The 13,521-nt window shown below is 72.5% G+C and carries 10 protein-coding genes; 8 read left to right on the top strand and 2 right to left on the bottom strand.

All coding sequences use genetic code 11. The features are described 5' to 3' along the window. Window positions 1-229: 229 nt before the first annotated feature. From ACIGO6_RS04185 to ACIGO6_RS04155, 7 genes are all read left to right on the top strand, one after another. Window positions 230-1,756, top strand: coding sequence for a leucyl aminopeptidase (locus tag ACIGO6_RS04185; protein WP_399870981.1), 1,527 nt, complete (start codon window positions 230-232; stop codon window positions 1,754-1,756). A 314-nt stretch (window positions 1,757-2,070) separates the two neighbouring features. Next, window positions 2,071-3,459 (top strand): dihydrolipoyl dehydrogenase, encoded by a 1,389-nt coding sequence (gene lpdA / locus ACIGO6_RS04180; RefSeq protein ID WP_399870978.1) that lies wholly within the window; start codon window positions 2,071-2,073, stop codon window positions 3,457-3,459. A 64-nt stretch (window positions 3,460-3,523) separates the two neighbouring features. Then, a complete protein-coding gene (sucB, locus tag ACIGO6_RS04175; protein WP_399870976.1) occupies window positions 3,524-5,296 on the top strand; it encodes a 2-oxoglutarate dehydrogenase, E2 component, dihydrolipoamide succinyltransferase in 1,773 nt (590 codons plus the stop codon). 230 nt (window positions 5,297-5,526) lie between these two features. Further along, window positions 5,527-6,150: a GntR family transcriptional regulator gene (locus ACIGO6_RS04170; protein WP_399870973.1), complete on the top strand. Its 624-nt coding sequence runs from the start codon at window positions 5,527-5,529 to the stop codon at window positions 6,148-6,150. Window positions 6,151-6,553: 403 nt separating this feature from the next. Next, window positions 6,554-9,256: a pyruvate dehydrogenase (acetyl-transferring), homodimeric type gene (gene aceE / locus ACIGO6_RS04165; RefSeq protein ID WP_399870970.1), complete on the top strand. Its 2,703-nt coding sequence runs from the start codon at window positions 6,554-6,556 to the stop codon at window positions 9,254-9,256. A 108-nt stretch (window positions 9,257-9,364) separates the two neighbouring features. Continuing rightward, a complete protein-coding gene (locus ACIGO6_RS04160; protein ID WP_399870967.1) occupies window positions 9,365-10,369 on the top strand; it encodes a helix-turn-helix transcriptional regulator in 1,005 nt (334 codons plus the stop codon). 56 nt (window positions 10,370-10,425) lie between these two features. After that, entirely contained in the window at window positions 10,426-10,947 is a 522-nt protein-coding gene (locus ACIGO6_RS04155; protein ID WP_399871596.1) for a DUF4240 domain-containing protein, read from the top strand. A gap of 30 nt (window positions 10,948-10,977) precedes the next feature. Here the strand turns inward: ACIGO6_RS04155 and ACIGO6_RS04150 are convergent, their stop codons facing one another. Further along, window positions 10,978-11,859: a peptidoglycan recognition protein gene (locus tag ACIGO6_RS04150; RefSeq protein ID WP_399870964.1), complete on the bottom strand. Its 882-nt coding sequence runs from the start codon at window positions 11,857-11,859 to the stop codon at window positions 10,978-10,980. A gap of 121 nt (window positions 11,860-11,980) precedes the next feature. After that, entirely contained in the window at window positions 11,981-12,487 is a 507-nt protein-coding gene (locus tag ACIGO6_RS04145; RefSeq protein WP_399870962.1) for a GNAT family N-acetyltransferase, read from the bottom strand. A 72-nt stretch (window positions 12,488-12,559) separates the two neighbouring features. Between ACIGO6_RS04145 and ACIGO6_RS04140 the strand changes: the two genes are divergently transcribed. Continuing rightward, entirely contained in the window at window positions 12,560-13,477 is a 918-nt protein-coding gene (locus ACIGO6_RS04140) for a TIGR01777 family oxidoreductase (protein ID WP_399870959.1), read from the top strand. Window positions 13,478-13,521: the final 44 nt, after the last annotated feature.

The following is a 13,521-nucleotide window of genomic DNA, read 5'->3' as shown; positions in this document are numbered from 1 at the left end:
GTGGCGTGGGGGCGTACCCAGGGATGATCTCCCATCCGGGATGCCGCGCGGGAAACCGCGGCCGGGCGGGAGAGAGCGAACGCGGGGGCGAGCGTAGGCTCGTGCCGGGTGCTCGCCTGCCCAGGTGGGCACCGCACCGCAGGAGGGATCTAGGGTCGGTTGTCGGGCCCGGTCGACCCACCCGCATTCGACCACACCAGACTTCATACGGAAGCGAGATTTCACCACCGTGACTGCTCTCACTCTCTCCACCGCCGCGGCGGCCGGCCTGCGGGCCGACGCGATCGTGATCGGTGTCGCCAAGGGCGACCGCGGCCCGGTCGTCGCACCGGGCGCCGAGGCCGTGGACAAGGCGTACGACGGCCGGCTCGCCGGCGTCCTGGAGACCCTCGGTGCCTCCGGCGCCGAGGGCGAGGTGACGAAGCTGCCCGCGCCGTCCGGCTTCAAGGCACCCGTCGTGGTGGCGGTGGGCCTGGGCTCCGAGCCCGAGAAGGACTCCGGTTTCGACGCCGAGGCGCTGCGCAGGGCCGCCGGTGTCGCCGCCCGCGCCCTGAGCGGCTCGAAGAAGGCCGCCTTCGCCCTGCCGCTCGAGGACGCCGCCGACGCCGGTGTCGTCGGCGAGGGCGTGCTGCTCGGCGCGTACTCCTTCGACGCCTACAAGGAGAACGGCAAGGACCGCAAGGCCAAGAACGGCAAGGCCCCGCTCGCCGAGGCCGCGCTGCTCGGCGGCAAGCCCCGCGACAAGGCGTACAAGGCGGCGATCGAGCGTGCCGCGGCCGTCGCCGAGGAGCTCAACCGCGCCCGCGACCTGGTCAACACCCCGCCGAACGACCTCAACCCCGAGGCGTTCGCGGCCGTGGCACAGGCCGCCGCCAAGGAGCACGGCATCAAGGTGCAGGTGCTCGACGAGAAGGCGCTCACCAAGGGCGGCTACGGCGGCATCCTGGGCGTCGGCGCCGGGTCCGCGTCGGGCCCGCGCCTGGTGAAGCTGTCGTACACCTCGCCCAAGGCGACGAAGTCGCTCGCCTTCGTCGGCAAGGGCATCACCTACGACTCGGGCGGCATCTCCCTGAAGCCGGCCGGGCACAACGAGACGATGAAGTGCGACATGGCCGGCGCCGCCGCCGTGTTCGCCGCGGTCGTCGCCGCCGCGCGGCTCGGCCTCGAGGTCAACGTGACCGGCTGGCTGGCGCTGGCCGAGAACATGCCGTCGGGTTCCGCCACCCGCCCGGGTGACGTGCTGCGCATGTACAGCGGCAAGACGGTGGAGGTCCTCAACACCGACGCCGAGGGCCGGCTGGTGCTCGCCGACGCGCTGTGGGCGGCCTCGCAGGAGAAGCCGGACGCGATCATCGACGTGGCGACCCTGACCGGCGCGATGATGCTGGCGCTGGGCAGCCGGACGTACGGCGTCATGGCGAACGACGACGCGTTCCGCTCCGCGGTGTACGAGGCGGCCGAGGAGGTCGGCGAGCCGGCGTGGCCGATGCCACTGCCGGAGCACCTGCGCAAGGGCATGGACTCGGCGACCGCGGACATCGCGAACATGGGTGAGCGGATGGGCGGCGGGCTGGTGGCCGGTCTGTTCCTGCGCGAGTTCGTCGGCGAGGGCATCGCCTGGGCCCACCTGGACATCGCGGGTCCGGCCTACAACGAGGGCGGGCCGTTCGGGTACACGCCGAAGGGTGGGACCGGGACGGCTGTGCGGACGCTGGTGCGGGTTGCCGAGCGGGTTGCCCTCGGCGATCTCGGGTGACGTTCGCCTGAGAACTCGGGGGTGCGGGTGATTTCGGCGGGTGCGGGTCCGTTGTGGCTTGTCGCGCCCACGCGGCGGAGCCGCAGATCGAAACAGCCCCGCACCCCTGGCGGCGTTGTCCCACCGTCCCTCGTCGAGTGAACGTGGGGCGTCTCACACACCGGCCCCACGTCTCGTCGACCCCCTATAAGTGCGAAGATGGGGCTCGGCAGGACAGGGCCCCCACCTAAGGGCCGAGAACAAAGAGCGGCCGGACACCAGCCGCCGACCGGTCACTGGAGACCGGCGTGGCGCACATGCATGGAGGACGTGACGTGGCGAACGACGCCAGCACCGTTTTCGACCTAGTGATCCTCGGCGGTGGCAGCGGTGGTTACGCCGCGGCGCTGCGCGGGGCGCAGCTGGGCCTGGACGTCGCCCTGATCGAGAAGGGCAAGGTCGGCGGTACCTGCCTGCACAACGGATGCATCCCCACCAAGGCCCTGCTGCACGCGGGTGAGATCGCCGACCAGGCCCGCGAGAGCGAGCAGTTCGGCGTGAAGGCCACCTTCGAGGGCATCGACATGGCGGCCGTCCACAAGTACAAGGACGACGTGATCGCGGGCCTGTACAAGGGCCTGCAGGGTCTGATCGCCTCGCGCAAGGTGACGTACATCGAGGGTGAGGGCCGGCTGTCCTCCCCGACCTCGGTGGACGTCAACGGCCAGCGGATCCAGGGCCGCCACGTCCTGCTGGCGACCGGCTCCGTGCCGAAGTCGCTGCCGGGCCTGACCATCGACGGCGACCGGATCATCTCCTCCGACCACGCCCTCAAGCTCGACCGCGTGCCGAAGTCCGCGATCGTCCTGGGCGGCGGCGTCATCGGCGTCGAGTTCGCCTCCGCGTGGAAGTCCTTCGGCACCGACGTCACGATCATCGAGGGCCTCAAGCACCTCGTGCCGGTCGAGGACGAGAACAGCTCCAAGCTGCTGGAGCGCGCCTTCCGCAAGCGGGGCATCAAGTTCAACCTGGGCACCTTCTTCCAGAAGGCCGAGTACACCCAGGACGGCGTCAAGGTCACCCTCGCCGACGGCAAGGAGTTCGAGGCCGAGGTCCTGCTCGTCGCCATCGGCCGCGGCCCGGTCTCGCAGGGCCTGGGCTACGAGGAGGCCGGGGTCGCCATGGACCGCGGCTACGTGCTCGTCGACGAGTACATGCGGACCAACGTCCCGACCGTCTCCGCCGTCGGTGACCTCGTCCCGACCCTCCAGCTCGCGCACGTCGGCTTCGCCGAGGGCATGCTCGTGGCGGAGCGGCTCGCCGGTCTGAAGACCGTCCCGGTCGACTACGACGGCGTGCCGCGGGTGACGTACTGCCACCCGGAGGTCGCCTCCGTCGGCATCACCGAGGCCAAGGCCAAGGAGATCTACGGCGCGGACAAGGTCGTCGCCCTGAAGTACAACCTGGCGGGCAACGGCAAGAGCAAGATCCTGAAGACCACCGGCGAGATCAAGCTCGTCCAGGTCAAGGACGGTGCCGTGGTCGGCGTCCACATGGTCGGCGACCGCATGGGCGAGCAGGTCGGCGAGGCCCAGCTGATCTACAACTGGGAAGCGCTGCCGGCCGAGGTGGCCCAGCTCGTCCACGCCCACCCGACGCAGAACGAGGCGATGGGCGAGGCGCACCTGGCGCTGGCCGGCAAGCCCCTGCACTCCCACGACTGACCACCCTCGGTCACTGGGCGCGACGACACAGACTTCCGCAATTTCGTAAGGAGCAACCGAAACCATGGCGGTTTCCGTAACCCTTCCGGCGCTCGGCGAGAGCGTCACCGAGGGCACCGTCACCCGTTGGCTCAAGGCCGAGGGTGAGCGCGTCGAGGCCGACGAGCCGTTGCTCGAGGTCTCGACCGACAAGGTCGACACCGAGATCCCGGCCCCCGCCTCCGGCGTGCTGTCCTCCATCAAGGTCGCCGAGGACGAGACCGTCGAGGTCGGCGCCGAGCTGGCGCTGATCGACGACGGCACCGGGGCCCCGGCGGCCGAGGCCGCTCCGGCCGCCCAGCAGGTCGCCGAGCCGGCTCCCGAGCCGGCGCCGGCCGCCCCGTCCACCGAGCAGGCCGCCCCGGCGCCCGCTCCCACCGCCGAGGCCGCGGCCGGCGGTGCCGAGGGCACGGACGTGGTCCTGCCCGCGCTCGGCGAGTCCGTCACCGAGGGCACCGTCACCCGCTGGCTGAAGTCGGTCGGCGACAGCGTCGAGGCCGACGAGCCGCTGCTCGAGGTCTCGACCGACAAGGTCGACACCGAGATCCCGGCGCCCGCCTCCGGCACCCTGCTGGAGATCGTGGTCGGCGAGGACGAGACGGCCGAGGTCGGCGCCAAGCTGGCCGTCATCGGCGCGGCCGGTGCCGCTCCGGCGGCCGCCCCGGCCGCTCCCGCCGCCCCGGCCCAGCCCGAGCCCACTCCGGCTCCGGCTCCGGCTCCGGCTCCCGCGCAGGCCGCCCCGGCTCCGGCTCCGGCCGCCCCCGCGGCTCCGGCCCCGCAGGCGCCCGCCGCTCCCGCCCCGGCGCCCGCTCCCGCGCCGGCCCCGGCCGCCGCTCCGGCTGCCCCGGCCGCCGCCCAGCCGGTGGACGACGGTGCCTACGTCACCCCGCTGGTGCGCAAGCTCGCCGCCGAGAACGGCGTCGACCTGTCCACCGTCAAGGGCACCGGCGTCGGCGGTCGCATCCGCAAGCAGGACGTCATCGCCGCCGCCGAGGCCGCGAAGGCCGCCGCTCCGGCTCCGGCCGCCGCTGCCGCCGCCCCCGCCGCGAAGAAGGCCCCCACCCTGGAGGCCTCCCCGCTGCGCGGCCAGACCGTCAAGATGCCGCGCATCCGCAAGGTCATCGGCGACAACATGGTCAAGGCGCTGCACGAGCAGGCGCAGCTGTCCTCGGTCGTCGAGGTCGACGTCACCCGTCTGATGAAGCTGCGCGCCCGCGCCAAGGACGCGTTCGCGGCGCGCGAGGGCGTCAAGCTCTCGCCGATGCCGTTCTTCGTCAAGGCCGCGGCCCAGGCGCTGAAGGCGCACGCGCCGATCAACGCCAAGATCAACGAGGCCGAGGGGACCATCACCTACTTCGACACCGAGAACATCGGTATCGCGGTGGACTCCGAGAAGGGCCTGATGACCCCGGTCATCAAGAACGCCGGTGACCTCAACCTGGCCGGCATCGCCAAGGCGACCGCCGACCTGGCGGGCAAGGTCCGGGCCAGCAAGATCACCCCGGACGAGCTGTCCGGCGCGACCTTCACCATCAGCAACACCGGTTCGCGCGGCGCGCTGTTCGACACGATCATCGTGCCGCCGGGCCAGGTCGCGATCCTCGGCATCGGTGCCACGGTCAAGCGTCCGGCCGTCATCGAGACGGAGGAGGGCACGGTCATCGGCGTCCGCGACATGACGTACCTGACCCTGTCCTACGACCACCGCCTGGTGGACGGCGCCGACGCCGCCCGTTACCTGACGGCGGTCAAGGCGATCCTGGAGGCGGGCGAGTTCGAGGTCGAGCTCGGCCTGTAATTCCCTGTCCGTGGGCCTGTACGGTGCCCCCGCCCGGAGCTTCCCGGGCGGGGGCACCGTCGCGTTCCGGGCCGGGTCGCCACCCCGTTCCGTCCGGGGCACGCTGTGTAAGTCTCGTCTCACCTGCGTAAAAGCGCCCCCGTGCGCCCTTCCCGCCCGCCGTGACGGCCGTATTGTCTAAGCGTCAAACGCCCCAGGGGTCCGAAGGGGACCCTCCCGAAGGAGCTCTCATGACCGCGCCCGTCGTCCACTCGCTGCGCGAACAGATCCGCGAGCACATCCTGGAAGGGATCATCAGCGGACGTTGGCAGCCGGGCGAGCGGATCGTGGAGCGGCGGATCGCGACCGAGCTGGAGGTCAGCCAGACGCCGGTGCGGGAGGCGCTGCGGGAGCTGGAGTCCCTGCGGCTGATCGAGTCGGCGCCGAACAAGGGCGTGCGGGTGCGCAATCTGACCGCCGCCGACCTGGAGGAGAGCTACCCGGTCCGGGCCGGTCTGGAGGCCATCGCGGCGGAGCTGGCGGCGGAGCGGCTCGCCGAGGACTGCTCGGCCCTGGAGCCCCATGTGGCCGCGCTGTACGAGGCCGACCGGGTGTCCGACGGGACGGCCCAGGTCCGGCACACGGTGGGCTTCCACCGGGAGCTGGTGCGGGCGGCCGGCAACTCGGTGCTGCTGCACACGTGGGAGGGGCTGGGCATCGAGGTGTTCACGGCGCTGTCGATACGGTGGCTGGGGACGGTGCAGCAGTCGTATGCGGAGGAGCACGAGGAGCTGGTCGCCGCCTTCCGGCGCCGCGACCCCCGCATTCCCGAGATGGTCAAGGCCCACGTCCTCGGCTGCGCGCCCCGGGCGTAGTTCTTCGCCCCCGCCGCCCCTACCCTTCCCGTCCCGGGGGGCTCCGCCCCCAGACCCCCGTTCGCGCAGTTCCCCGCGCCCCTGTGGGGCGCGGGGAACTGCGCGATCAGCCACGACGCACCCGCAGCCGCCGGACAGACCGTAACCACCCGAGCTCCACCGCGCTCACCTGCACAAACCGCCAACTTCAAGGTCACCCCGTGCCACCGCCGGAGGCACCCCGTGCCGACTTTCTCGGGATCGAGAGGTTTTGGCCCTCAACCCTTTGATCGATCATCGATCAGGGAGTTACAGTCACCGACGGGCTTCCACCGAAGCCTCAAGCCCTGTCCTGCCAAAGACCTAGGGCACCCCCGAACCCTTGACGATGAGGGAACCCCCTTCGACTGAGGAAGGCGGCGACATGACCGACCCCAAAGCCATCCAGCCGAGCGAGCTCGACCAGCTCCCGGACCGCGACCCGGAGGAGACCGCCGAATGGCAGGCCTCCCTGGACGCCGTCACCAAGGCGGCCGGGCCGCACCGTGCCGCGTACCTGATGCGCCGCACGCTGGAGCGCGCCGAGGGCGCCGGCCTCGCGCTGCCGAAGCTCCTCGAGACGGACTACGTCAACACCATCCCCACCTCCGCCGAGCCCACCGTGGACGGCGACGAGGCGATGGAGCAGCGGATCACCGCCTGGAACCGCTGGAACGCGGCGGCGATGGTGACCCGCGGCAGCAAGTACGGCGTCGGCGGCCACATCGCCACCTTCGCCTCCGCGGCCTGGCTCTACGAGACCGGCTTCAACCACTTCTTCAAGGGCAAGGAGGGTGACGGCTCCGGCGACCAGCTGTACGTCCAGGGCCACGCCTCCCCCGGCATCTACGCCCGCGCCTTCCTCGACGGCCGCCTGAACGAGGAGCAGCTGGACAACTTCCGCCGCGAGGCCGGCGGCAACGGTCTGCCGTCCTACCCGCACCCGCGCCGGCTGCCCTGGCTGTGGGAGTTCCCCACCGTCTCGATGGGTCTCGGCCCGATCTCCGCGATCTACCAGGCGCGGTTCAACCGCTACCTGACCAGCCGCGGCATCAAGGACCTCACCAACTCCCACGTGTGGGCGTTCCTCGGCGACGGCGAGATGGACGAGCCGGAGTCCACCACCGCGCTCACCCTCGCCTCCCGTGAGGGCCTGGACAACCTGACCTTCGTCATCAACTGCAACCTGCAGCGTCTCGACGGTCCGGTCCGCGCCAACTTCAAGATCGTGCAGGAGCTGGAGGCCCAGTTCCGCGGCGCCGGCTGGAATGTCGTCAAGTCGCTGTGGGGCACGGCCTGGGACGAGCTGTTCCAGCTCGACACCACCGGCGCCCTCGTACGCCGCCTGCGCGAGGTACCCGACGCACAGGTGCAGACGTACCAGACGCGCGACGCCGCCTACATCCGCGAGGACTTCTTCGGCAAGGACCCGCAGCTCGCCGAGATGGCGAAGCTGCTGTCCGACGACAAGATCCTCGAGTGCTTCCACTACTCGCGCGGCGGCCACGAGTCCCGCAAGGTCTACGCCGCCTACAAGGCCGCGCTCGCCCACAAGGGCGCGCCGACCGTGATCCTGGCCCAGACGGTCAAGGGCCACACCCTCGGCACCGGCTTCGCGTCCAAGAACGCCAACCACCAGATGAAGAAGCTCTCGGTGGACGAGTTCAAGGACATGCGCGACCTGCTCGGCCTGCCGATCAAGGACAGCGACTTCGTCGACGGCGTGGTCCCCTACGGCCACCCGGGCGCCGACTCCCCCGAGGTCCGCTACCTCCAGGAGCGCCGCGCCGCCCTCGGCGGTCCGGCCCCGGCCCGCCGCGTGCACCCGGTCGCTCCGCTGCCCGCGCCCGCCGAGAAGGCGTTCGCCTCCTTCGACAAGGGCTCCGGCACGCAGAGCGTGGCCACCACCATGGCCTTCGTCCGCCTGGTCAAGGACCTGGTCCGCGACAAGGAGACCGGCAAGCGCTGGGTGCCGATCGTCCCCGACGAGGCGCGCACCTTCGGCATGGAGTCGCTGTTCCCGTCGCTGGGCATCTACTCGCCCAAGGGCCAGACGTACGAGCCGGTCGACCGCGACCAGCTGATGTACTACAAGGAGGCCAAGAACGGCCAGATCCTCAACGAGGGGATCACCGAGGCCGGTTCGATGGCCGACTTCATCGCCGCGTCCACCGCGTACGCGACGCACGGCGAGGCGATGATCCCGTTCTACATCTTCTACTCGATGTTCGGCTGGCAGCGCACGGCCGACCAGATGTGGCAGCTCGGCGACCAGCTCGGCCGCGGCTTCCTGGTCGGCGCCACCGCCGGCCGCACGACGCTGACCGGTGAGGGCCTCCAGCACGCGGACGGCCACTCGCCCGCCATCGCGGCGACCAACCCGGCGGCGCTGACGTACGACCCGGCGTTCGCGTACGAGGTCGCGGCGATCGTCAAGGACGGTCTGCGCCGGATGTACGGCGAGGCGGCCCCGGGCGAGGACCCGAACGTCTTCTACTACCTGACCGTCTACAACGAGCCGATGCCGCAGCCGGCCAAGCCGTCCGCCCCCGGCGTCGACGAGGGCATCGTCAAGGGCCTGTACCGCTTCAACACGGCGGAGTCGGCGGGTCTGACCCCGGCCGCGAACGCCCCGCGCATCCAGCTGCTGGGCTCCGGCACGGCGATCCACTGGGCGCTGAAGGCGCAGAAGCTGCTCTCGGAGGAGTGGGGCGTGGCCGCCGACGTGTGGTCCGCGACCTCCTGGACGGAGCTGCGCCGGGACGCGATGGACGCCGACGCGGCCCTGCTGCGCGGCGAGGAGCGGGTGCCGTACGTGCGCCGGGCGCTCCAGGGCGCCGAGGGCCCGGTCCTCGCGGTCTCCGACTACATGCGCCAGGTCCCGGACCAGATCGCGCAGTGGGTCGAGCAGGACTACTCGTCGCTCGGCGCCGACGGCTTCGGTCTGTCGGACACCCGTGACGCCGCCCGCCGTCACTTCGGTGTCGACGCCGAGTCCATCGTGGTCGCGGCCCTGGCCCAGCTCGCCCGGCGCGGCGAGGTCAAGGCGACGTCCGTGAAGGAGGCGCGCGAGCGCTACGGCCTGTAAGGGTCCCCGGGCAGGCCCCCGCCGGAGGTATCGGCGGGGGCCTGCTCCGTTCTCTGGATGATGTGCGCACGATGATGTGCCCACGCGTGTCTCCTGCATGATGTGGACATGCGTGCTGCCCGCCTCATCAAGATGGTGCTGCTCCTCCAGTCCCGCCCGGCCATGACCGCCGCCGAGCTGGCCCAGGAGCTCGAGGTGTCGGAGCGGACCGTGACGCGGGACGCGCAGGCGCTGTCGGAGGCGGGCGTGCCGGTGTACGCGGAGCGGGGCCGGGCCGGGGGCTACCGGCTGATCGGCGGGTACCGCACCCGCCTGACCGGGCTGGCGCGGGGCGAGGCCGAGGCGCTGTTCCTGTCCGGGGTGCCGGGGGCGCTGCGCGAGATGGGACTGGAGGACGCGGCGTCGGCGGCCCGGCTGAAGGTCTCGGCTGCCCTCCTCCCCTCCCTCCGGGACGCCTCCCGCACGGCGGCGCAGCGGTTCCATCTGGACGCGCCGAGCTGGTTCCGGGAGCCGCGGACGCCCGAGCTGCTGCCGGTGGTCGCGGACGCGGTCTGGGACGACCGGTGCCTCGCCGCGCGCTACCGGCGCGGGGAGGAGGAGGTCGTCCGGGAGCTGGAGCCGTACGGGCTCGTGCTGAAGGCGGGCGTCTGGTACCTGTGCGCGCGGGTCGCCCGGGCGGACGGTGACGGGGCCTTCCGCGTGTACCGCATCGACCGGTTCACGGCGGCGGAGCCGGGCGGGGAGCGGTTCGCGCGGGACGAGGACTTCGACCTGCCCGCGTTCTGGGCGGAGCGGTCCGCGCAGTTCGCGCGGTCGATCCTGCGGGCGGAGGTCGTGGTGCGGCTGTCGCCCCGGGGCGTGCGCGGGCTGCCGCACGCCGTGGACGCGCCGGCCGCCCGGGAGGCGCTGGAGGCCGCGGGCGCGCCGGACGGGGACGGGTGGGTGACGGTGACGCTGCCCGTGGAGTCCGAGGAGGTCGCGCACACCCAGCTGACGGGGCTCGGGCCGGAGGTGGAGGTGCTGGCGCCCCGGGCTCTGCGGGAGCGGTTCGCGCGGGACGCGCGGCGGCTGGCGGGGCTGTACGGCGGCCCGGACGCGGCCGGCCCGACATAACGATCCACCGCACTCCACGTGCGTCGCACCCCTCCAGGGCCGATGCTGGACGCGTGATGGACGAGACGGAGTTCTGGGAGCTGATCGACGCCACCCGTCAGGGTGCCGACGGGGATCCCGAGGACCAGGCCGACCTGCTCGTGGAGCGGCTCGTCGGCATGGACCCGGATCTGGTGCTGGACTTCGCCCGCCATTTCGAGGCCCGCTACAACCGCGCCTGCACCTGGGACCTGTGGGTCGCCGCCTGGATCCTGCTCGGCGGGGCGAGCGACGACGCCTTCGACTTCTTCCGGTGCTGGCTGATCGGCCAGGGCCGCGAGGTCTACGAGGGCGCGGTGCATGAGCCCGACTCGCTCGCCGAGCTGCTGGACGACTTCGACGAGGAGCTGGACGGCGACGGCGAGGAGCTCGGCTACGCGGCCGACGAGGCCTATGAGCAGCTCACCGGCACCGTCGCCCCCGACCTGGGCATCGCGCCCGCGCCCGCGGAACCGCTGGGCACGCCGATCGACCTGGAGAACGACCGGGCCGTGGCCGAGCGGCTCCCGCGGCTGTGGGAGCGGTTCGGCCCGGAGTGAGTCACCGACGTCACCGGCGTCACCGAGGTCTCAGGAGCCTGCGGCGGGGCTGTGATCCGCCTGTGCGGCCGGGGTGCGGGCTGCCGGTGAGGCCGTGGTCCTGCCCTGGAGCCGGGCCGCGGTCTCGCGGATCAGCGGGAGGCGGGCGGTGAGGGCCTCTCCCGGGCAGCTGGTCTGGAAGCCCTCCGTGTGGCCCGCGACGGCGTGCAGGGTGGCGGTGGTGCCGGCGGCGTACCGGCTCAGGCCGTTGCTGGAGACGAGGGTGACCTTGGCGCGGGGGTCGGTGTCGGTCTCGCCGAGCTTCCAGGCGGTCAGCGCGGCGATCGCGTCGGTCAGCGCTTTGGGCACGGGTACGCCGGCGGTGAAGGTGCCGAGGGCGGCGATGCCGGTCGAGCGGTGGTTGAAGCCCTGGGTGTGGGCGCCGGTGACGGGGCGGTCGACGCCTCCCGCCCGGCCCTCGTAGATGGTGCCGCAGCGGTCGACGACGAAGTTGTAGCCGAGGTCGTCCCAGTAGCGGGCGCCGGTCTGGCCCGCGTACAGGTCGCGAATGATGCGGGGCGCGTCGGCGCAGTCGTAGCCGTTGGGGGTGTCGGTGTGGTGGATGAAGACGGCGACGACCTCGTCGTCGTAGCGCGGGGGCGGCTGTTTGCGGCCGGTGTTGCCCAGCCAGGCCGCCCGGCGCACGATGACCGGCCGCGGGGCGAAGTGGTGGGCGGCTGGTTTGGCGGCCGGTCTGGGATGGGCCGGTACCGCCCGCTCCACGCCGGTCGCGCACAGCGCCAGGGCGGAGACGGCGGCGAGGCCGGGCAGACAGGCGAGCAGGATCAGGGCGGCGCCGGGTATACGCACCGCACGCGGCAGGAGCCGTCTCGCGCGCGGCACTCCCCGGCGCGACTTGTCGAAGACACGCATGACCCCACTGTCCGGTGGTGCCCGTCCGTCCGCGAGGCGTGCTGTGCCACCTGGCCGAACCGTCGCCCCGGCCCCGCACCGTCGCTCCGCCCGGCCGCCTACTCGTCCGCGCGGCCGGACGTCACGTCGTGGTGCCCGGCGTGATGAACGACTGCCCCATCAGCACGTCGTCGACGTACCGGCCGTCGAGGAGGAACTCCTCCGGCTGCACGCCCTCCACGGCGAAGCCCCCCGACTCGTAGAGCTTGCGGGCCGCGGTGTTGTGGCCGAGGACCCGCAGGGTGATGCGCCGGGCGCCCAGACGCCGGGCCTCGTCGACGGCGGCACGGACGAGGGCACGCCCGACGCCGTTGCCGCGGGCCGCCTCGGCGACGGCGAGGCCGCGGATCTGGCGTACGTGGGCGTTGGACGCCAGTTCTGTGGGGAAGCCGAGACGGACGTATCCGACGACGACGCCGTCGAGTTCGGCGACCAGGTGGTCGGCCGGGCCCGAACGCTCGCGGAAGAAGGGGTCGTCCGGTCCGGGCGGGGGCGAGACGGCGTGCTGATAGGACCAGGTGTCCCGGTCGAGCCGGCGCAGCGCTTCCTCGTCGTCGGACCTGGCATGGCGTATGTGCAGGGCTGGCATGGCGCTCACTGTACGGCGCGGCTCCGAGGGCCGGTCCGGGGTTTTTCCGCGGCCGACCGGCAGGATGGGCGCATGGACGAGGGACGGGTGGCCAGGGGACGTTCGCGCATCGCGGTGGCCGGCGCGTCCGGTGTCATCGGCAGCGCACTGGTGCGGTCCCTGACCGCGGACGGGCACGAGGTGGTGCGCCTGGTGCGCCGGACGCCGCGGGGTGCGGACGAGGTCCGCTGGGACCCCGAGGGCGGGCGGGTGGACGCGGCCGGGCTCGACGGGTGCGACGCCGTGGTCAACCTGGCCGGCGCCGGGGTGGGCGACCGCCGCTGGACCGACGCGTACAAGACGCGCATCCGCAGCAGCCGAGTGCACGGCACGACGGCGCTCGCGGAGGCCGTCGCCTCGCTGGAGCGACCGCCGCGGGTCTTCGTGAACGGCAGCGCGATCGGCTTCTACGGGGAGACCGGTGACCGGGCCGTCGACGAGACCGCGCCCGCGGGAGAGGGCTTCCTGCCGTCCCTGTGCCTGGAGTGGGAGGCCGCGGCGGCACCCGCCCGGGAGGCGGGCGTACGGACGGTGTTCGCGCGGACCGGGCTGGTCGTCGCCCGTGGGGGCGGGGCCTGGGGCCGGCTCTTCCCGCTCTTCCGGGCGGGGCTCGGCGGCCGGCTGGGCGACGGGTCCCAGTACTGGTCCTTCGTGGCCCTGCACGACGAGGTCGCGGCGATCCGGCACCTCCTGGACCGCGAGGACCTGTCCGGCCCGTTCAACGTGACCGCCCCGAACCCGCTGACGAACCGTGAGATCACCGCGGCCATGGGGCGCGTACTGCACCGGCCGGCGCTCTTCGCGGTGCCCGCGCCGGTGCTGCGCGTCGTGCTCGGCGACATGGCCGGGGACGTCCTGGGCAGCGCCCGGGTCCTCCCGACCCGCCTGCTGGAGTCGGGCTTCCGTTTCGCGTTCCCGGAGATCGACGGGGCGCTCCGGGCGGCGCTGTGACGGGGACACCGGACAGGAACGGGGACTCCGGGGGCGACCGCTTC

Origin of the sequence: Streptomyces sp. NPDC053750, assembly GCF_044544295.1 — a bacterium.
Lineage (GTDB): Bacteria > Actinomycetota > Actinomycetes > Streptomycetales > Streptomycetaceae > Streptomyces.
Note: the sequence above shows the minus strand (reverse complement) of the source record. Positions and strands in the feature narration are given on the sequence as shown.

Excerpts from the sequence above, each read along its gene's own strand:
- sucB (WP_399870976.1), top strand. The coding sequence starts at position 3,524 with ATGGCGGTTTCCGTAACCCTTCCGGCGCTCGGCGAGAGCGTCACCGAG.
- ACIGO6_RS04170 (WP_399870973.1), top strand. The coding sequence starts at position 5,527 with ATGACCGCGCCCGTCGTCCACTCGCTGCGCGAACAGATCCGCGAGCAC.
- aceE (WP_399870970.1), top strand. The coding sequence starts at position 6,554 with ATGACCGACCCCAAAGCCATCCAGCCGAGCGAGCTCGACCAGCTCCCG.
- ACIGO6_RS04160 (WP_399870967.1), top strand. The coding sequence starts at position 9,365 with ATGCGTGCTGCCCGCCTCATCAAGATGGTGCTGCTCCTCCAGTCCCGC.
- ACIGO6_RS04155 (WP_399871596.1), top strand. The coding sequence starts at position 10,426 with ATGGACGAGACGGAGTTCTGGGAGCTGATCGACGCCACCCGTCAGGGT.
- ACIGO6_RS04150 (WP_399870964.1), bottom strand. The coding sequence starts at position 11,859 with ATGCGTGTCTTCGACAAGTCGCGCCGGGGAGTGCCGCGCGCGAGACGG.
- ACIGO6_RS04145 (WP_399870962.1), bottom strand. The coding sequence starts at position 12,487 with ATGCCAGCCCTGCACATACGCCATGCCAGGTCCGACGACGAGGAAGCG.
- ACIGO6_RS04140 (WP_399870959.1), top strand. The coding sequence starts at position 12,560 with ATGGACGAGGGACGGGTGGCCAGGGGACGTTCGCGCATCGCGGTGGCC.